Here is a 16,828-nt window from a genome sequence, read left to right on the forward strand (position 1 = left end):
CCGACGCCGCTTCGCGGCGCGGCTTACCTCAGGCGTTAGGCCGCACATGACACACATCGACAACCTGATCGATGCCTATACGGCAAGCGGCCTGGACTCGGCTACCGTCAAGGCTTGGCACGTAGAAAACTCACCGTCAGGAGAAACGCTCTCAGCCTTGGCGGAGAGCGTAGGTGAGGCGTTCCTAGCAGACCGTATTGACTTCAACGCCGGCAGCGGCCTCCTCAATCAGCTCATGCCCCTTGCTGGCTTTGAGTCCGCGCCCACACGGTTCTGGCAGTACTACACTGCATTCGAGGACTCTGAGACCTCGAATGACCCAGCCACACACGCCAAGGCGGCTGTCTCTGCCCTCGCAAGCGCAGGTGTGGCCTAACAATTCATTCAAGCCGACGCCGCTTCGCGGCGCGGCTTAATTCAGGCGTTGGGCCGCGGAATTGGCATTCTCTTTGTGCGGTTTCCCGCGACTGAGAGTTCACAGGCAATGCCCGCTCCACCAGCAAGTGCGCCGTCGCTTCACTCTGGTGCCATCGCTGGGCAAGCCGGCTACTCACCGAGGCATGGATGCACCGGATTTCCAGCACCGCTATCGGCACAGCCCCGCGCTTGGCGGCACTGTCGTACAGTCGGGTCAGCCGGCTTCGGGCTGACAGCCCGCGCCCCAACAAGTCATTCAAGCCGATGCCGCTTCGCGGCACGGCTTAATTCAAGCGTTAGGCCGCATGAAGCAGATCATCGACAAGTTGATCCAGCACTACGCCAGAGTCACCAACGGTGAGAGCGCCCTATTCCGGGAGACGCTTCTACAGGTCTCCGAGATCCACGAAATTAGCGTGTCGGAATTCTGCGATGGATTTGCGAGAAGCTTGGGCGCGGCTTTCGCTGCCGGTGAGATAGACGCAGCCGGCGCTGCCTTCGCAGCAGATGATCTCCATTTAGCGTCCGATTTCACGCTTGATGGCGTCGCCCTCGATGTGTTCCATGCATTGGAGTACAGGGAGAGCTCGCCCGAGGAGATTCGAGAGTTGCTCAAGACGGCCGCACCCTGGCATGCGGCCTAACAATTCATTCAAGCCGACGCCGCTTCGCGGCGCGGCTTAACTCAGACGTTAGGCCTACTTATTAAACATCTACTGCTCGCCTTCCTATCCCTGCTTCTCCCGGCAAGTGCTGCGGCTCAAGCGCATGCATGGGAGACAGATCCTGTTGAGTCAAACGTCGGAATTCATGTCATCCCAAACTTCGGAGACGACCCAACCAGCTACTCTCCGACAATCAGCGAGGATGCTGTGCGTTCAGCACTGCGAAGCGTTGACTGGGTCAGTGGCTTTCACCAAGTCGTAGTTGTTCTATCACCTGGAATCTCGATGGAGGTAGGAGGCAGCCTCAATCCGGACCATGGACTGTCTGCCGTGTATCGGAATCGCAATGAGCAAACTGAGGCTGTATCAAAGTACGTGCCTGAAACGGTGGATGATATGGAGGCTATTCTTATCGCCTTCCTCAAACCCAGAGATGATTCGACACGGGCTAAAGAGTTTGAGCTTTGGGATGGCCAGCGGTAGGCCTAACAATTCATTCAAGCCGACGCCGCTTCGCGGCGCGGCTTAGTTCAGGCGTTAGGCGACAAAAGGGGATCTTCGTGACTGGAACCGTGGTTAGTATCACTGCTATTGGCACGCGCGGTGACGCAGCTGGGAAGGCATTCATCGCAAAGCCGGACTCCTCTGGCCGCTACGTGCTCAATCGCAAGCGTCCTTCTACGTCTGACTCTCCAACCAACAAAGCAGTGAACAAGGTCTTTGCAACATCGCTTGACCAAGCCGCTGACCTACTGGCTACCAACGACTATCTGATCAATCTGGTATCAGCTGACGGCAAGCGTGCGCTTCGCCAGCACAGCAAGGTGCGGATCAAACGTGTTGGCCCCTAACAATTAGTTCAAGCCAAAGCCGCTTTTCGGCTCGGCTTAACTCTGGCGTTAGGGCGCGGAACCAGCACTCTCTTCTGAGTGGCTTACCGCGACCGAAACTTCGCTTGCAAAGCCCGCTCCACCAGCACGCGCCCCGCCACTTCAGTCTGGCGCCATTGCTGGGCAAGCCGGCCACTTACGGAGGCATGGATGCACCGGAATTCTGGCACCACCCTCGGCACAGCCCTTCGCTCGGGAGGACTGTCGTACAGGTCAAAGTCCGGGCTTCGGGCAGTTCATCGTCGCCCTAACAAATCATTCAAGCCGATGCCGCTTCGCGGCACGGCTTAATTCAAGCGTTAGAGCGTACGTGAAGCTATTCCGTCGACGTTTAATCTACATCCAAGTCTTCCCTGACCACTTCACGGGGCGGGTGCTCGGTGAAAAGCGTACGATCCGGCGAGACTGCCACTCTCTTGATAACCGTCGTAATGAACTCAAAGATTTCTCCCGCATCAGAGTGACTTTGAACGCTATGTTCAAGGAGCTTTCGCCCGGCTTCTCGTTGCGGAGGCCTGCTGCTCTTATGCACTTTGTGCCAGAGCATTACGTCCCGACTCAGACGGAGCTTGAGCTGTTCAAGAAGACTGCGGAGCGCGCGGGCGTGTCCTTCTGCTGGTTGTCAAAGTGGGAGACGCCACACACGGATCGAGAGCTGAGTTGGTCTGGAGTGCACTCTAACAATTCATTCAAGCCGATGCCGCTTCGCGGCGCGGCTTAACTCAGACGTTAGGCATTGCATGTTTAAGATCACGGTCTCTTGCCGGGGAATATCAGAGCAATCTGCATTAGCGGGCCTCTCAGACATTGCAGACGAGTTCGCCAGTCGTCCATGGCACGAGAACGTGTCTTGTCGCTGGGAAAGCGATTGCATCGTGCTTGAAGCTCAGAACGACTTTGACCCAGAGGGGAAAGCCCTCTTAGACGAGTTCTCGGACGCGATCTGCGCTTGCTTGCCCATTGAGTCAGCACCAATATTGTTTGGTGTAGAGTCAGTCCGTGAGGTTCCGGGCAGCAATGCCTAACAATTCATTCAAGCCGATGCCGCTTCGCGGCACGGCTTAACTCAGGCGTTAGGCGGCTATGGAGCAACTCGCTTACCACGCATCAATCCGCGAACACCTTGACGATCTCGCTAATCTCAATGAGGTCGTTGGGCCGGATGAACTCATCTGCGGGTGGTTCAATGACCTTTACTTCCCCGCGGAGAAGATCTGTCCGCCCAGATATCCGCAGGAGACATGGGATCGCGGGCAACGTGAGTGGCGAGAGTGCTTCTCCGCTGAAGAATTGGAAATTCTCGCTGAGTTCCACGGAGTGTTCGAGCAGCACCTTCCAGATTTGTCACAAGAATGGCCAGATTGGCGGCAAGATCCAGGGTGGCTGGTTGTAAGCGATGCGGCAAGAACAGCTGTCGAACGACTTGACTCAGTCGCCTAACAATTCATTCAAGCCGACGCCGCGCCGCGCGCGGCTTAATTCAGGCGTTAGGCGGCTAATGGAACAGCGTGGAGTCCGATGCAAGTTAGTAGCCGCAGTGAGTTGGTGGCGGATCACAATTACTGCGCTGGCGCTCATCGCACTGCTCGCTGTGTTTGGTGGGCTACAGCTGAGGGGGCACAGCGCACGTCCGGATCCGGCACCTGCATTCCAAGAACCTACTGCCCCGCCGGTCGCAGCTATGAGCTACTTGCCCACAGAAGTTCAGGCTTTCATCGTGTCGTTGTGCAACGACTGCTCCTTTGCAGACTCAGACGCAGCTTGGAATGCCACCGATGCGATCATGGACGACCGTTTGCCGAGACGGCGCCTTACGCGTACAGAGAGGCAAGGACTAGAATGGATCATCGAGTACGAGCACGGTGGCTTAGCAACGTTCGAGTACAGATTAGTCATTTCAGCTACGCCGCCACCTGAAGTTTTACAGGGCAGCTCATGCATTCCAGACCAAGCGCGCAACTGCAGTTGGTAGCGGTGCCACCCAACAATTCATTCAAGCCGGTGCCGCTTCGCGGCACGGCTTAATTCAAGCGTTAGGCGGTGCAAGCATGGTTTCTCGCGAGCAGGCTCAGGCCATAGTTACATCACATATCGCCGCACATGCAGGAGATTGCGGTCTTTTTGAGATCATGGAGGCACAGACACTCGAGCGTTCTTTCGGCTGGGTGTTCTTCTATCAATCTCACCGTTACTTGGAGACCCAGGATATAAGAGATGTGCTCGCCGGCAACGCCCCTCTAATAGTTGACCGCCTGACTGGTCAAGTCACTGAGGCTGGAACGGCTCATCCGCTGGAGTACTATCTGGCACGGTACGAGGCGACGCGCGGTGCGGGTGCCGCCTAACAATTCATTCAAACCGACGCCGCTTCGCGGCGCGGCTTAACTCAGGCGTCAGGCCGCTCGTGCACCCTTACACGATGCTCAAAGAATTGCTCAGGGAGGCTGGGCCTGAATTGACATCTGAGGACCTGCGTCCGGAAGTGTTCGGTAGCTACATCGCCACCTACTCCGATCGAGGCCATTCCATTCGCCTAGTCTGGGACGGAAAAGACGGCTAGGGTTTTGTGCAAACACACGTGCCGAGTAGCGGCTGGACTGATGCCACGGATTTCCTGACGGAGGGAGACCTAGAAGGCGTACCACAAAACCGTGCAAAGATTGAGGAATTCATAAAGGTCATCGCCACGCTTCTGCGGTGAGCGGCCTAACAATTCATTCAAGTCGATGCCGCTTCGCGGCACGGCTTAACTCAGGCGTTAGGCCCATGATCATTCCCCTTCAAGGTCCAACATTTTTTATCCCTGAGGATGAAGATCATTTTTTCGGGTGGCTCTACTCGCTACCTGAGTACAAGGATATTCGCGGCAGGCTTACCACTTTAGATTTGGAGCTTTCCTATCCAGTAAGCGCTGGCACTATTCGGCAACTATTGGTCATTTTCCGCCGCTGGTGCATTGACCCAGCCCCCCTGCTCTCCCTGCGATCGCCTGAGACGGATGACTTTGTACTTTGGGATACTTGCCTTCGAGAGGCCTCGCCCGGGGCCTAACAATCCATTCAAGCCGACGCCGCTTGACGGCGCGGATTAATCCAGGCTTTAGGCGCTTCAATGACCTTATCGGCAGCCCTTGCAGTCATCGTCCTAGCCAGCTCTTCGGCAAGCCCGGAGCTGTGCCGCGGCGTCGAGAACAGGATCGAGCCGGATATGCGCATTGTGGAAGCTGATCTGAGTCGGTCAGCTGCAATCGATTCTGCTGAGAAGCTCAAGGACATGGTTGCGCGCGGCGAGTTGACCGGTGACTTCCAGTTCGGAGCACTCAATCATTCGAAGGTCATCCACGGCCACATCCTGCTTCAGCACGCAATGGCCGACCGAGACGAGTTCGGCCCTGATTCGGCAGAGTCTAAAGATTCAGCAAGATCGCTATGCGCTTGGCTCAGCAGGGAGGGCTTCTGGTATGACTAGTGCGCAACCCGCGCCTAACAATTCATTCAAGCCGGTGCCGCCTTGCGGCGTGGCTTAATTCAGGCGTCAGGTAGCCGCGATGACTTCATCACGAATTTCCGTTCTTCTTCTCTCACTCGCAATCGTCGGATGTAGCCTCGGCCGCCCGCCGACCGATGCCAACTCTCCACAGGAAGCGCAGGGCGAGACGCGCGTTCGTTATGTTATTTGCGTTGAGGACGACCGCAATTGCTTTGTCGCCGCTCGCTTCATCGATACCAAGTCCTGCGAAATGCACCGAAAATTCTGGAGCATGGAATGCCAAGGCGTTGAGGGAGCGGACGGCTTCACATGCAGGCCGAGCCCTGGAACTGACGCGTCAGGTGCGTACTGCGTTCTGTGACACCGCCACCTGACAGTTTATTCAAGCCGACTTCGCCTCTCCGCGCGGCTTCACTCAGGCGTCGGGTCTCGTGAGGAGCACTGCTCGGGCTTTTATGGCTCTCACCGTCTACGTCGGCGGCTCCTCGTTTCCGTACGCCCTGTTGGACAAGTCCTGGTCTGTCCCCGAAAAGAACGAGTCCGCCCAGAGGCTCGTGGATGCGATGTCCCAAAGCGGCGTCGTGGTTCATTGATCGCAGGGACCTGCCTGGTCGGCGGCGTGCTTCTTTCTCTAGAGCGCACTGCCCGACTTGGCATCGCGATTCTTGCGCCCTTGGTCTCCAGAATATTCGTCTTCCACGCATTCCTCACGGGCGACTGGATCTGGGGCAGCATCCATTTCGGTCTGCTGGCCCTGCTGGCGTGGCTGCACCGCAGCGCGTCCAGTCCGCTGTGGTCTTACGACGCAGTGCGTGTCGCCTGACCGGGCGTTCGATCGGGCACAATTTCGAGGATCAGATCAGACGTGATGGAACACATGAAAGTCGCTGACACGCCGACGCTCCGATCATGAGCTGCAGGTCACCCTGGCAACACCCGATCCCGCCTCAGGAGTGGGATCGCCCGGTGCGCATCATCCCCACGGCCTATGCGCCATCCAGCCCGGTGCAGGCTTGCCGCACCGTGCAGCGAGCGCAACAGCTTCGATGACGGATCGCCGGGATCAGCTGGAAGGTCTTGCCGTCGATCTCGGCACGCTGATCGGGATCCTGCGGCTCGATCCCCGGTGCCCGTGGACGCGGCACTTCGCGTCGTGCCTCGCGATGACAGATGCGTTGCTTGCAGGACATGCGGGGCGGAAGGAGGTGGATGCCCTGTCGCGATTGGTCCGCCATGTCTTTGGCGGCATGGGCAGCTTCAACGACTACGCGCCTTGGCAGAACGGTCAGCTGATCGCCGGTATGGAGGCGCTCGATGAGGCTTCCAGCCGCGTGTATGCGTCGGCGCTCGCGCTGCGTACGATCCAGCCCGGAACATCCGCCGGGCCAACGTCTGACGGCACCCACTGATCGAGGCCCGACACCCGATGCACGTCTCCCGTGCCCCAGCATGGCCTTTCGTGATCGCGTCGGTGCTCGCAGCAGTGGCCGCTGCAGCTTTCCGGGTCGTATCGATCTCGACCGCCTCGCTTCGTTTCGTTTCGGCGACTGTGGTCCCGCGATCGCTGACGCGGCTCACGCGTACTGCCGTGTCGCTACCGGGTTGTTGCATCGTAGCGGCTGGTGCGTGCTGGCTTCCGCCGCTTCCGGACTCGTTGCAATGTTGATCAGGGTCAGCCATCACAGGCGTTTCAAAGCCTGACAGGCAACGAGGTCACGTTGCCTCGCGACACGACCCCAAGGACAGCCGCTCACATGACCGACCCCCTTGGAATCACCGCAGTTGAAGCATTCCATCTTGCGTATGACGTCTTCATCTTCACTGTAGAGACGCTGGCGCTTGCACCGGACGCGCAATGCGAAGCGATGGGCGACTACAACACCGCTTGGGAGCTTCGGGACGATGCGTTGGCAGGTCGGGCCCTGAGCGGCTCCGGTCTCCTGACGGCGTCACAGGCGTCGGCGGTTGTCGCATTCGTGGAGGCGGTCCGCTCTGTTCCCGTCGACGACATGCCCGCTGGCGCTGGACGTGCGCCGAATCTCGCGGCCATGCAGCACCCTGCGTGGAGTCCGATCCGCGAATCATCCAGGGCGCTTCTGGAAACACTGTCGCCTGTCACGAAGGCACATCGGGCGCGCACTGCGGCGCAAGCCAACGCTTGCTGAAGACGTCACCGGTTGTCGGCTCCAGCCCGTCCCCGGGATCAATGTGGCGCGAGGACAGCCGCCCAACCTCGCTACGCACCATGGAGGTCACGACGCGTTCTCCACGCCCCGCACCCCGGATCGCGCCCTGCCCTCGCCATCGCATGGGTCACGCCACTGCTTCCCGGGCTGCATCGAACGCCTCCGGCAGTGTCTGCACCTTCCCGCAATAGCTCGGGTCGTACCCGGGGAGCAGCCCCAGCGCATGGCGGAACCCGTCGCTGCGCAACAGGGTGAGCAGTGCCGCAAGGCGACCGGAGTCCAGCACGTCGTTGTGGCACAGGAAGAAATAGTGCTCGGTGATCAGCGGGTAGAAGTCCAGCCCGTACTTGCGCGCCGGCGGCTCCAGCGCGAATCCCACGTCGGCGAGGCCGCTGGCCACGTAGGCAGACACGGCGGCGTGCGTGAGCTCTTCGACGTCGCAGGCGCGGATGTGATCGAAGGCGATGCCATGCCGGGCAAGCATGGCTTCGAGCAGCAGCCGCGTGCCCGAGCCCGGCTGGCGATGGATCATGCGGATGTCGGGGCGTTCGAGATCCTGCAGCGTCTCGATCCGGCGCGGATTGCCCGGCGCAAGCACCAGGCCCTGACGGCGCATGGCCAGATGGATGACGCGGTCGGCATCGAGATCCAGGCGGTCGCGGTAGTGCGCGAACAACGAAGGTTCCAGATCGCCGATCGGCAGATGCAGGCCGGCGATGTCGCAGGCCCCGCTGCGCAGGGCCATCAGGGCGTCGTCCGGACTCCGGTACTTGAGGTCGAGCGGCTGGTCCGCTTCCGCCATCGCGCGCCGCAGGGTTTCCACGCCGAAGCCGTGCGAGGCGTGGATGCGCAGTGGCGTGGCGTGTGCGCTGACCGTGCGTTCGAGCTCGGCCTCCAGTTCGGTCGCCAGGCTGTCGAGCATCGGCGACAGCCGTGCGGCGATGCGATTGTCCGCCCACACCAGACGTTCGCCGATGGGCGTGAGCTTCGCGCCGCGCCCCCGGGTCATGCGCAGCAGGGGCTGTCCGAACACGTCGCGCGCATCCTGCAGCTGGCCCCAGGCATAGCGGTATGACAGGCCGACCTTGCGCGCCGCAGCCGCCAGCGAGCCGGTGCCGCGGACCGCGATCAGCAGTTCGATCAGGTGCGACGGCAGCGTGGCGCCCGCCGCGCTTTCGAGTTCCCAGCGCGGCTGGATACGGACCTTGTACATGTCTGATGCCCCCTGCGTGCTGCAGCGCAACGCCGGCGCGCCGCAGATTGAATATGCTCTGCAAAGCCGGATATTCGACCATCGGAACTGGCGATACAAGGGATGCGGGGGTACCGTTGCGGCGAATTGTCGCACCCAATATGTAATCAAGAACATAACTGGGCGGCAAAGATCCGATATCGGCACATCGTCCCGGGGAGGATTCCATGGCCACAGGTTCCGCAACGTCACCATCCACCAGCAGCGCCCGCGAAGGCAGCCTGCTCTCGAAAGAACGCATCGTCGCCAAGCCCGGCTTCAACCGCTGGCTGGTCCCGCCCGCCGCGCTGGCGATCCATCTGTGCATCGGCATGGCCTACGGCTTCAGCGTGTTCTGGCTGCCGCTGTCGAAGGCGGTCGGCATCGATGCCGCCATTGCCTGCGGCGCCGACATGGGCTTCTTCGCCCGCATCACCTCGGCCAGCTGCGACTGGCAGATCAGCGAACTGCAGTGGATGTACACGCTGTTCTTCGTGCTGCTGGGGTGCTCGGCCGCGATCTGGGGCGGCTGGCTGGAACGCGTCGGTCCGCGCAAGGCCGGCTTCGTCGCCGCGCTGTGCTGGTGCGGCGGCCTGCTGATCTCCGCGCTGGGCGTGCATCTGCACCAGATCTGGATGCTGTGGCTGGGGTCGGGCGTGATCGGCGGTATCGGTCTGGGCCTGGGCTACATCTCGCCGGTGTCGACGCTGATCAAGTGGTTCCCGGACCGCCGCGGCATGGCGACCGGCATGGCGATCATGGGCTTCGGCGGCGGCGCGCTGATCGGCAGCCCGCTGGCCGACATGCTGATGCGCCACTTCGCGACGCCGACCTCGGTGGGTGTGAAGGAAACCTTCCTGGTGATGGCCGCGGCCTATTTCGTCTTCATGATGGCCGGCGCATTCGGTTATCGCGTGCCGCCGACCGGCTGGAAGCCGAAGGGCTGGACGCCGCCGCCGGCGAAGGACAACGCGATGATCACCCAGGGCCACGTGCATGTGAAGCGCGTCTGGGGCATCCCGCAGTTCTGGCTGGTCTGGGGCGTGCTCTGCCTCAACGTGTCGGCGGGTATCGGCGTGCTGGGTCTGGCTTCGCCGATGCTGCAGGAGATGTTCGGGGGTCGTCTGATCGGGCTGGATGTCGGCTTCGGTGACCTGAGCACCGAACAGCTGTCGGCCATCGCCGCGATCGCCGCGGGCTTCGTCGGCATGCTGAGTCTGGCCAACATCATCGGCCGGTTCTTCTGGGCCTCGATGTCGGACAAGTTCGGCCGCAAGGTCACGTACTCGATCTTCTTCGTACTCGGCATCGCGCTGTACGCCTCGGCGCCGACGCTCGGCAACGCCGGTTCGATCGCGCTGTTCGTCGCGGCCTTCTGCGTGATCCTGTCGATGTACGGCGGCGGCTTCGCCACCGTGCCTGCATATCTCGCCGATCTGTTCGGCACCCAGCACGTGGGCGCGATCCACGGCCGCCTGCTGACGGCATGGGCGACTGCCGGCATCCTCGGCCCGCTGGTGATCGGCTACATGCGCGAGCATCAGCTGAGCCTCGGCATGCCGCCGTCGCAGGTCTACAACACCACGATGTACATCCTCGCCGGCATGCTGGTACTGGGCCTGATCTGCAACCTGCTGGTGCGCCCGGTCAATCCGAAGTACTTCATGTCGCCCGAAGAGCTGGCGCACGAGAAGCAGCTGGCGCACGAGAAGGTCGATTCCAGCGGCAAGTCGCTGATCTCGCAGGACGAGATGGACCGCATCGGCGCGGGTGGCAACCCGGCACTGGTCGCGTTCTGCTGGGCCGCGGTCGGTATTCCGCTCGCCTTCGGCATCTGGAAAACGCTGGAAAAAGCCCTGGTGCTGTTCGCCTGAGGCATGAGCCAGGACCGGCGGCCGCTCACGCGGTCGCCGGTACCCTCCCGACATGACACGTTCCCCCAACACAGATCTTCTTCAGAGCGACACGACGGCCGGCGCGGTGCGTCGTCCAGTCGAACGCTGGCGCGACGGCGTGGTGCGTCAGGTCGACGACCACGTGGCCGAGGAGGTGCCGGTGGCCTTCGTCTACAACGACGTGCCGTTCGCGGTGATGATGGCGACGCCGGCCGACCTCGAGGATTTCGCGCGGGGTTTCGCGATCAGCGAGGGCATCGTCGATGCACCGGGCGATGTGGCGATCGAAGGCGTCCAACATTTCATCGAAGGCATCGAGATCCGCCTGCGGATTCCCGAGGCGCGCGCAGAGGCTTTGGCCCTGCGTCGCCGCAGCATGAGCGGACGCAGTGGCTGCGGCGTCTGCGGCAGCGAGTTGCTCGAAGCCGCATTGCGGTATCCGGCGCCGGTCACGACCGATGTCCGCGTGTCACCCGAATCACTGTCACGCGCATTGCGCGCACTGCGCGATGCGCAATCCATCGCCGCGCTCACCGGCGCCACGCATGCGGCAGGCTGGGCGTCGCTCGACGGCACGCTGCAACTCGCACGCGAAGACGTCGGCCGCCACAACGCGCTCGACAAACTGATCGGCGCGATGCACGCCAATGATTTCGATCCCGCCGACGGTTTTCTCGTCGTCACCAGTCGCGCCAGCTACGAAATGGCGATGAAGGCCGCGAGCGTCGGCATCGCATTGATGGCGGCGATTTCCGCGCCGACCGCGCTGGCGATTTCGCTGGCGCAGCGCGCCCATCTCACCTTGATCGGTTTCGCCCGCGACGACGGGCATGCCGTGTACACCCACGCGCAGCGGCTGCTGCCCCCGCCGGCGACATCGCCGGTCGCCGCGCGCACAGGCAGGAGTTTTGCCCCATGAGCAACGACACGATCCGCAAGTACGACGGTCCCGCCGGCGGCTGGGGCGCGCTCAAGAGCGTGGCCAAGCATCTGACTGAACAGAAGATCGCGGTCAGCGGCGCGAAGACTCTGCTCAAGGCCAACCAGCCCGACGGCTTCGATTGCCCCGGCTGCGCGTGGCCCGATCGCGACCACACCTCGACTTTCGAGTTCTGCGAGAACGGGGCCAAGGCCGTCGCCGCCGAAGCGACCAAGTTCCGTGCCGGCCCCGAACTGTTCGCCAAATACACGGTGACGCAGCTCGCCGAGTACAGCGATTACTGGCTGGAACAGCAGGGCCGCCTGACCACGCCGATGCGCTACGACGCGGCGACGGATCATTACGTGCCGGTGACCTGGGACGAAGCGCTCGGTCTGGTCGCGACGCATCTCAACGCCTTGCCCTCGCCCGACAACGCGATCTTCTACACCTCGGGCCGCACCTCGAATGAGGCCGCGTTCCTGTACCAGCTGTTCGTGCGCGAGTACGGCACCAACAACTTCCCCGATTGCTCGAACATGTGTCACGAGTCGTCCGGCACGGCGCTCAAAAAACAGATCGGCGTCGGCAAAGGCACGGTGTCGCTGCACGATTTCGAACTCGCCGACGGCATCTTCATCTTCGGCCAGAATCCCGGCACCAACCATCCGCGCATGCTCGGCGAACTGCGCGAAGCGGCGAAGCGCGGCGCGAAGATCGTCTCGTTCAATCCGCTGCGCGAGCGCGGCCTGGAACGCTTCGCCGATCCGCAGGACAAGCTGGAGATGGCGACCTACAGTTCGACGAAGATCTCGTCGGACTATTTCCAGCTCAAGATCGGCGGCGACCTCGCGGCTGTGAAGGGCATGATCAAGCACGTGCTCGAACGCGACGTGGAAGAGACCGGGCTCGGTCGGCCGTCACTGCTCGATCATGCGTTCATCGCCGAGCACACGACCGGCTTCGATGACTTCGTCGTCGATGTGCTGGCCGAATCCTGGGACGTGATCATCGAGGAATCCGGACTCGACGAGGCGCAGCTCCGTCGCGCCGGCGAGCTGTATCTCTCGTGCGAACGCGTCATCGCGTGCTGGGGCATGGGCATCACCCAGCACAAGCATTCGGTCGCGACGATCAACGTGCTGATGAATCTGCTGCTGCTGCGCGGCAACCTCGGTCGACCCGGCGCCGGCGCGTGCCCCGTGCGCGGCCACAGCAACGTGCAGGGCGACCGCACGATGATGATCTACGAGAAGCCGCCGGTCGCGTTTCTCGATCGCATCCGCGACGTGTTCGGTTTCGAGCCGCCGCGCGAGGATGGTTTCGATACCGTCGGCGCGATCGAGGCGATGATCGACGGCCGCGGCCAGGTGTTCTTCGGCATGGGCGGCAACTTCGCCATCGCCACCCCGGATTCCGACGCGACCGCGCGGGGTCTGCGCAGCTGCGCGCTCACCGCGCACGTCACCACCAAGCTCAATCGCAGCCATCTGATCCACGGCAAGGACGCGTTGATCCTGCCGTGCCTGGGCCGCACCGAGATCGACATCCAGGCCGCCGGTCCGCAGGGCGTGACCGTCGAGGATTCGATGAGCATGGTGCACCTGTCTTCGGGCATCAATCCGCCGGCGTCGGACACGCTGCTGTCGGAGCCGGCGATCGTCGCGCGCCTCGCGCACGCCACGCTGGGCGCGCGTTCGAAGATCGACTGGCTGGGCGTGGTCGAGGATTACGACCGCATCCGCGACCTGATCGCGATGACCTTCGACGATTTCCACGACTTCAACACCCGCGTGCGCGTGCCCGGCGGTTTCCGCCTGTCGAACACGGCGCGCGACCGCAAGTGGGTGAATCCGGCCGGCAAGGCGGTGTTCTTCGCCTGCCCGGTGCCGACCGACAATCCGATCCATCGCGCGCGCCGCATGCACGGCACGCAGCCGGTGTTCACGCTCGCCACCACGCGCTCGCACGACCAGTACAACACCACGATCTACGGCCTCGACGACCGCTATCGCGGCGTGTTCGGGGAGCGTCGCGTGCTGTTCGCGAACGCGGATGACATTGCCGCGCTCGGCATGAAGGCCGGCGACTGGGTGGATCTGGAAAGCCTGTGCGACGACGGCGTGCGTCGTCAGGCCCTGCGCTTCCTGCTGGTCGAATACAACATCCCGCGCGGCTGCCTCGCGGCGTACTACCCGGAGACCAATCCGCTGGTGCCGCTGTCGAGCTTCGCCGACGAATCGCGCACGCCGACCTCGAAGTCGGTGCCGGTCATCGTGACGCCGCACGTCGCCGACGTCGGCGCGCACATGCCGCGCCAGCGCGACATCACGGCCACCATTGTCCGCTGACGAGGCCCTGCTTCAGGCGCTGCTGACCGAACTGGCGGCAGCGCCGGATGGCATGTCGCTGCCGCGACTGTGCAAGCGGCTCGGCATCCGCATGAGCGTGTTGATGCGCACCCTCGCCTACCTCGGCGAAGAACGCATCGGCGATGCGCAAGGACCGGGCTGGGTGCGCACCGTCGAGGATGGCGAGCGGACGCTCGCGCAACTCACCGACAGCGGCCGCGCAGTCGCGGCGTCGCTGATGCAGCCGGACGACAGCGCACCGGCTTGACCGGCGCTTCAGCGCCGCGCTTGACCGCACCGCGGCGACCACTCCGGCCCGCGTTGTCCACACGGGATGTGGATGGTCTGATGACAAAGGTGTGGATAAGCATCGCGAGGCCGCCTCGCAGGCGGCCCGGTTTCACGCGGTCAAATTTTCACCACCCTGCCGATACCGGTGGATCTTGCCGCTTGATCCGCGCATCGGGATGTGCAGCGCGCTGCTGCTGCGCTCAGGCGACCGGATCCGACCACACCGCGAACTCGTTGCCGCTCGGCTCGGCGAAGTGGAACCGGCGACCGCCCGGAAACTCGAAGACGGGTTTCAGGATCGTGCCGCCCGCGGCCTCGACCTTCGCCAGCGTCTCTTCGATGCGGGCGCTGTAGAACACCAGCAGCGCACTGCCCGCCTCACTGCGCGCCTGCAGATCCGCGCGATAGAAGCCGCCGTCGAGTCCTTCGTTCGAAAACGCGACGTAGTCGGGACCGTAGTCCTCGAAGGTCCAGCCGAATGCCTGCGCGAAGAACCGCTTCGTCGCATCGAGATCGCGGGCGGGAAGTTCGACGTAGTTGAGTTTTTCGTGGGCTGGCATGGCGGGGTTCCGGTGCGGTTTCGCGGATGATGCCCGATGACTCGCGTCGCAGTGTCGAGTCACGACCCAGCGCGCCTACAAAAAGGGTTGGGACAGCGCGTAAAAAGGCTAGACGGGTCGCGCGCGGGCCTTCATCGCGCACGCTCGCAATCGCAAGGCGAAATAGGAGGCAGCGACCAAGGGCCAGGCGGCGAGCCATTGCCCAGGCATGGTTATGAGGAGATAGAGGGAGGCCCCGACGCCTGCGCCCAGTCCGATCCAGTAATTCGTCTGACGCTCGCAAAATTGCGCCGCGCCTATCTTCCGGTAAAGGCGCCAGAGCGTCACAAGCCCGAACCATCCCGCAACAAGCGCCAGGCTCAAGCCGACGGATGCGCCGGCAGCGCCGTGATTGTCGAAGGCATCGAACAGGGCCGGGACGCCCAGCAGTGTCCAGAACATCGCCACAAGCGTCGTCGGCAGCAGAACGAACACGCCGATCGCCTTGTGGACGAGCCGGAGCGACATCAGAGAGATCTTCGACACCCCTGAGGGACTGGTCATCTAGATCCCGCTGGTGGGCACGAAACCGGAATCGCGCAAAGTCTGCAATGGCGCGAACAGGGGCTTTGGCAGCTGCTCCCAGTGAAACCATTGCCAGCCCAGGCATTTCGCGGGTTCAAGCACCATTGGCTCACCAGTCGTCTGCGTGGTGACGAACAGGGTGACGTAATGTCGGCCTTCGACGGCGAAGACATTGCTGGTGTACGGCGCGGGCGCGATATCGTGGATCGCGAGCCCGGTTTCTTCCAGCACCTCGCGCCGCGCGCAGTCCGCGACCGTTTCGCCGAATTCCAGATGGCCGCCAGGCAAGGCCCAGGTGCCGGCGCCATGCGAGCCGACACGTTCGCCGAGCAGCACCTTGCCGTCGCGGAGGATGATCACGCCGACACCCACCAGGACTGCGCCGGACTGCACTTGCGTTGTCATTCCCGTGTCCTGTCGTGTGTAGAAGCCAGTGATCCTGCGATGCGCCGATGCGAGTCCATCAGGCGCGTAGCGTGGCGCCGCCATCGACGTAGAGATCGCTCATCGCGATGTGGCCGGCCTGGTCGGACAGCAGGAACATCACGGCGTTCGCGATGTCCTCGGGTTCGGCGAGCTTGGCCAATGGAATGCCGCTCTTGAACGTCTCCAGTGTGCCGGCGATGGTGCGCGCCTCGCCGCCGGCGTCGGTCCACATGCCGGTCTGCATCGGCGTACGCGTCGAACCCGGCGCGACGATATTGCAGCGGATGCCGAGCGGCGCGAGCTCAAGGCCGAGGCAGCGCACGAACATCGTGGTCGCGGCCTTGGACGCCGCGTAGGCGGCCATGTTCTGGCGCGGAATGCCGGCGGCGTTGGAACTGACCGTCACCATCGCGCCGCGGCGACGTGGCGCCATGACGCGGGCAACGGCCTGGGAGACGTGGAAGACACCGTCGGTGTTGACCGCGAAGGTGCGGCGCCACTCGTCGGCAGTGAGGTCGAGAATCGAGGCGGTCGAGAGGATGCCGGCGACGTTGATGGCGAGATCGATGGGTCCGATGTCGGCTTCGATCTGTTTGATCAGGGTGTCGACGGCGGTCGCGTCGGTGACGTCGAGGGCGCGGGAATGGAGGGTCGCGAGACCTGCCCTCACCCCAACCCCTCTCCCGGAGGGAGAGGGGCTTAGAGCGCGCGAGCTTTCCGTTTCTATGAGCCCCTCTCCCTCCGGGAGAGGGGTTGGGGTGAGGGCCCCATCAGTCAAGGCAATGCCGTCGGAAGCCACCTCTACAACCGGCGCTGTCCGATCCGTCGCCACCACCGTCGCGCCACTCTCCCGCATCAACCGCACCACCGCAGCGCCGATACCGCCCGCCGCGCCGGTGACGAGGGCGATCTTTCCGTCGAAGCCTGTGAGTTGCATGTGGTCG

General features: G+C 62.7%; 18 protein-coding genes. 13 read left to right on the forward strand and 5 right to left on the reverse strand.

The annotated features are described in order from the left end of the window. Window positions 1–46 precede the first annotated feature (46 nt). The 9 genes from AC3A4E_RS12220 to AC3A4E_RS12260 all read left to right on the forward strand — a co-directional run bounded on the left by AC3A4E_RS12220 (window position 47) and on the right by AC3A4E_RS12260 (window position 7,626). The gene (locus AC3A4E_RS12220; RefSeq protein WP_487631710.1) at window positions 47–376 is read left to right on the forward strand and encodes a hypothetical protein; all 330 of its coding nucleotides are present in this window, start codon (window positions 47–49) and stop codon (window positions 374–376) included. Between the two features lie 346 nt (window positions 377–722). Then, window positions 723–1,061 carry a hypothetical protein gene (locus AC3A4E_RS12225; protein ID WP_487631711.1) on the forward strand — a complete coding sequence of 113 codons (339 nt, stop codon included), beginning with the start codon at window positions 723–725 and terminating at the stop codon, window positions 1,059–1,061. Window positions 1,062–1,642: 581 nt separating this feature from the next. Then, on the forward strand, window positions 1,643–1,933 hold the full coding sequence (locus tag AC3A4E_RS12230; protein WP_487631712.1) for a hypothetical protein: 291 nt from the start codon (window positions 1,643–1,645) through the stop codon (window positions 1,931–1,933). 1,122 nt (window positions 1,934–3,055) lie between these two features. After that, window positions 3,056–3,412, forward strand: coding sequence for a hypothetical protein (locus tag AC3A4E_RS12235; RefSeq protein ID WP_487631713.1), 357 nt, complete (start codon window positions 3,056–3,058; stop codon window positions 3,410–3,412). 608 nt (window positions 3,413–4,020) lie between these two features. Next, window positions 4,021–4,317, forward strand: coding sequence for a YrhB domain-containing protein (locus AC3A4E_RS12240; protein ID WP_487631714.1), 297 nt, complete (start codon window positions 4,021–4,023; stop codon window positions 4,315–4,317). Window positions 4,318–5,083: 766 nt separating this feature from the next. After that, entirely contained in the window at window positions 5,084–5,440 is a 357-nt protein-coding gene (locus AC3A4E_RS12245; RefSeq protein ID WP_487631715.1) for a hypothetical protein, read from the forward strand. Between the two features lie 694 nt (window positions 5,441–6,134). Then, the gene (locus tag AC3A4E_RS12250; RefSeq protein ID WP_487631716.1) at window positions 6,135–6,284 is read left to right on the forward strand and encodes a hypothetical protein; all 150 of its coding nucleotides are present in this window, start codon (window positions 6,135–6,137) and stop codon (window positions 6,282–6,284) included. Between the two features lie 223 nt (window positions 6,285–6,507). Further along, window positions 6,508–6,870 carry a DUF6966 domain-containing protein gene (locus AC3A4E_RS12255; RefSeq protein WP_487631717.1) on the forward strand — a complete coding sequence of 121 codons (363 nt, stop codon included), beginning with the start codon at window positions 6,508–6,510 and terminating at the stop codon, window positions 6,868–6,870. Between the two features lie 345 nt (window positions 6,871–7,215). Then, the gene (locus tag AC3A4E_RS12260; RefSeq protein ID WP_487631718.1) at window positions 7,216–7,626 is read left to right on the forward strand and encodes a hypothetical protein; all 411 of its coding nucleotides are present in this window, start codon (window positions 7,216–7,218) and stop codon (window positions 7,624–7,626) included. A gap of 148 nt (window positions 7,627–7,774) precedes the next feature. Here the strand turns inward: AC3A4E_RS12260 and AC3A4E_RS12265 are convergent, their stop codons facing one another. Next, entirely contained in the window at window positions 7,775–8,860 is a 1,086-nt protein-coding gene (locus AC3A4E_RS12265; RefSeq protein WP_487631719.1) for a substrate-binding domain-containing protein, read from the reverse strand. A gap of 206 nt (window positions 8,861–9,066) precedes the next feature. On the opposite strand from AC3A4E_RS12265, the gene AC3A4E_RS12270 reads away from it, so the two are divergent. Genes AC3A4E_RS12270 through AC3A4E_RS12285 form a run of 4 tightly spaced genes read left to right on the forward strand, consistent with a single transcriptional unit; the run spans window position 9,067 to window position 14,311 of the window. Next, a complete protein-coding gene (locus AC3A4E_RS12270; protein WP_487631720.1) occupies window positions 9,067–10,752 on the forward strand; it encodes an OFA family MFS transporter in 1,686 nt (561 codons plus the stop codon). A 52-nt stretch (window positions 10,753–10,804) separates the two neighbouring features. Then, window positions 10,805–11,692 carry a formate dehydrogenase accessory sulfurtransferase FdhD gene (fdhD, locus tag AC3A4E_RS12275; protein ID WP_487631721.1) on the forward strand — a complete coding sequence of 296 codons (888 nt, stop codon included), beginning with the start codon at window positions 10,805–10,807 and terminating at the stop codon, window positions 11,690–11,692. After that, window positions 11,689–14,043 (forward strand): FdhF/YdeP family oxidoreductase, encoded by a 2,355-nt coding sequence (locus AC3A4E_RS12280; protein WP_487631722.1) that lies wholly within the window; start codon window positions 11,689–11,691, stop codon window positions 14,041–14,043. Before fdhD ends, AC3A4E_RS12280 begins: the two co-directional genes overlap by 4 nt. Then, window positions 14,033–14,311: a hypothetical protein gene (locus tag AC3A4E_RS12285; protein ID WP_487631723.1), complete on the forward strand. Its 279-nt coding sequence runs from the start codon at window positions 14,033–14,035 to the stop codon at window positions 14,309–14,311. The genes AC3A4E_RS12280 and AC3A4E_RS12285 overlap by 11 nt, the downstream gene beginning before the upstream one ends. Before the next feature lie 223 nt (window positions 14,312–14,534). On the opposite strand, the gene AC3A4E_RS12290 is transcribed toward AC3A4E_RS12285, so the two are convergent. From AC3A4E_RS12290 to AC3A4E_RS12305, 4 genes are all read right to left on the reverse strand, one after another. Continuing rightward, window positions 14,535–14,894: a VOC family protein gene (locus AC3A4E_RS12290; RefSeq protein ID WP_487631724.1), complete on the reverse strand. Its 360-nt coding sequence runs from the start codon at window positions 14,892–14,894 to the stop codon at window positions 14,535–14,537. Between the two features lie 108 nt (window positions 14,895–15,002). After that, window positions 15,003–15,401 (reverse strand): hypothetical protein, encoded by a 399-nt coding sequence (locus tag AC3A4E_RS12295; protein WP_487631725.1) that lies wholly within the window; start codon window positions 15,399–15,401, stop codon window positions 15,003–15,005. A 36-nt stretch (window positions 15,402–15,437) separates the two neighbouring features. Further along, window positions 15,438–15,863, reverse strand: a complete 426-nt coding sequence (locus AC3A4E_RS12300) for a nucleotide triphosphate diphosphatase NUDT15 (protein WP_487631726.1) — start codon at window positions 15,861–15,863, stop codon at window positions 15,438–15,440. A gap of 58 nt (window positions 15,864–15,921) precedes the next feature. Next, window positions 15,922–16,821 (reverse strand): 2,3-dihydro-2,3-dihydroxybenzoate dehydrogenase, encoded by a 900-nt coding sequence (locus AC3A4E_RS12305; protein WP_487631727.1) that lies wholly within the window; start codon window positions 16,819–16,821, stop codon window positions 15,922–15,924. Between the last annotated feature and the right edge of the window lie 7 nt (window positions 16,822–16,828).

It is taken from the genome of Luteimonas sp. Soil_N_1 (genome assembly GCF_057656255.1).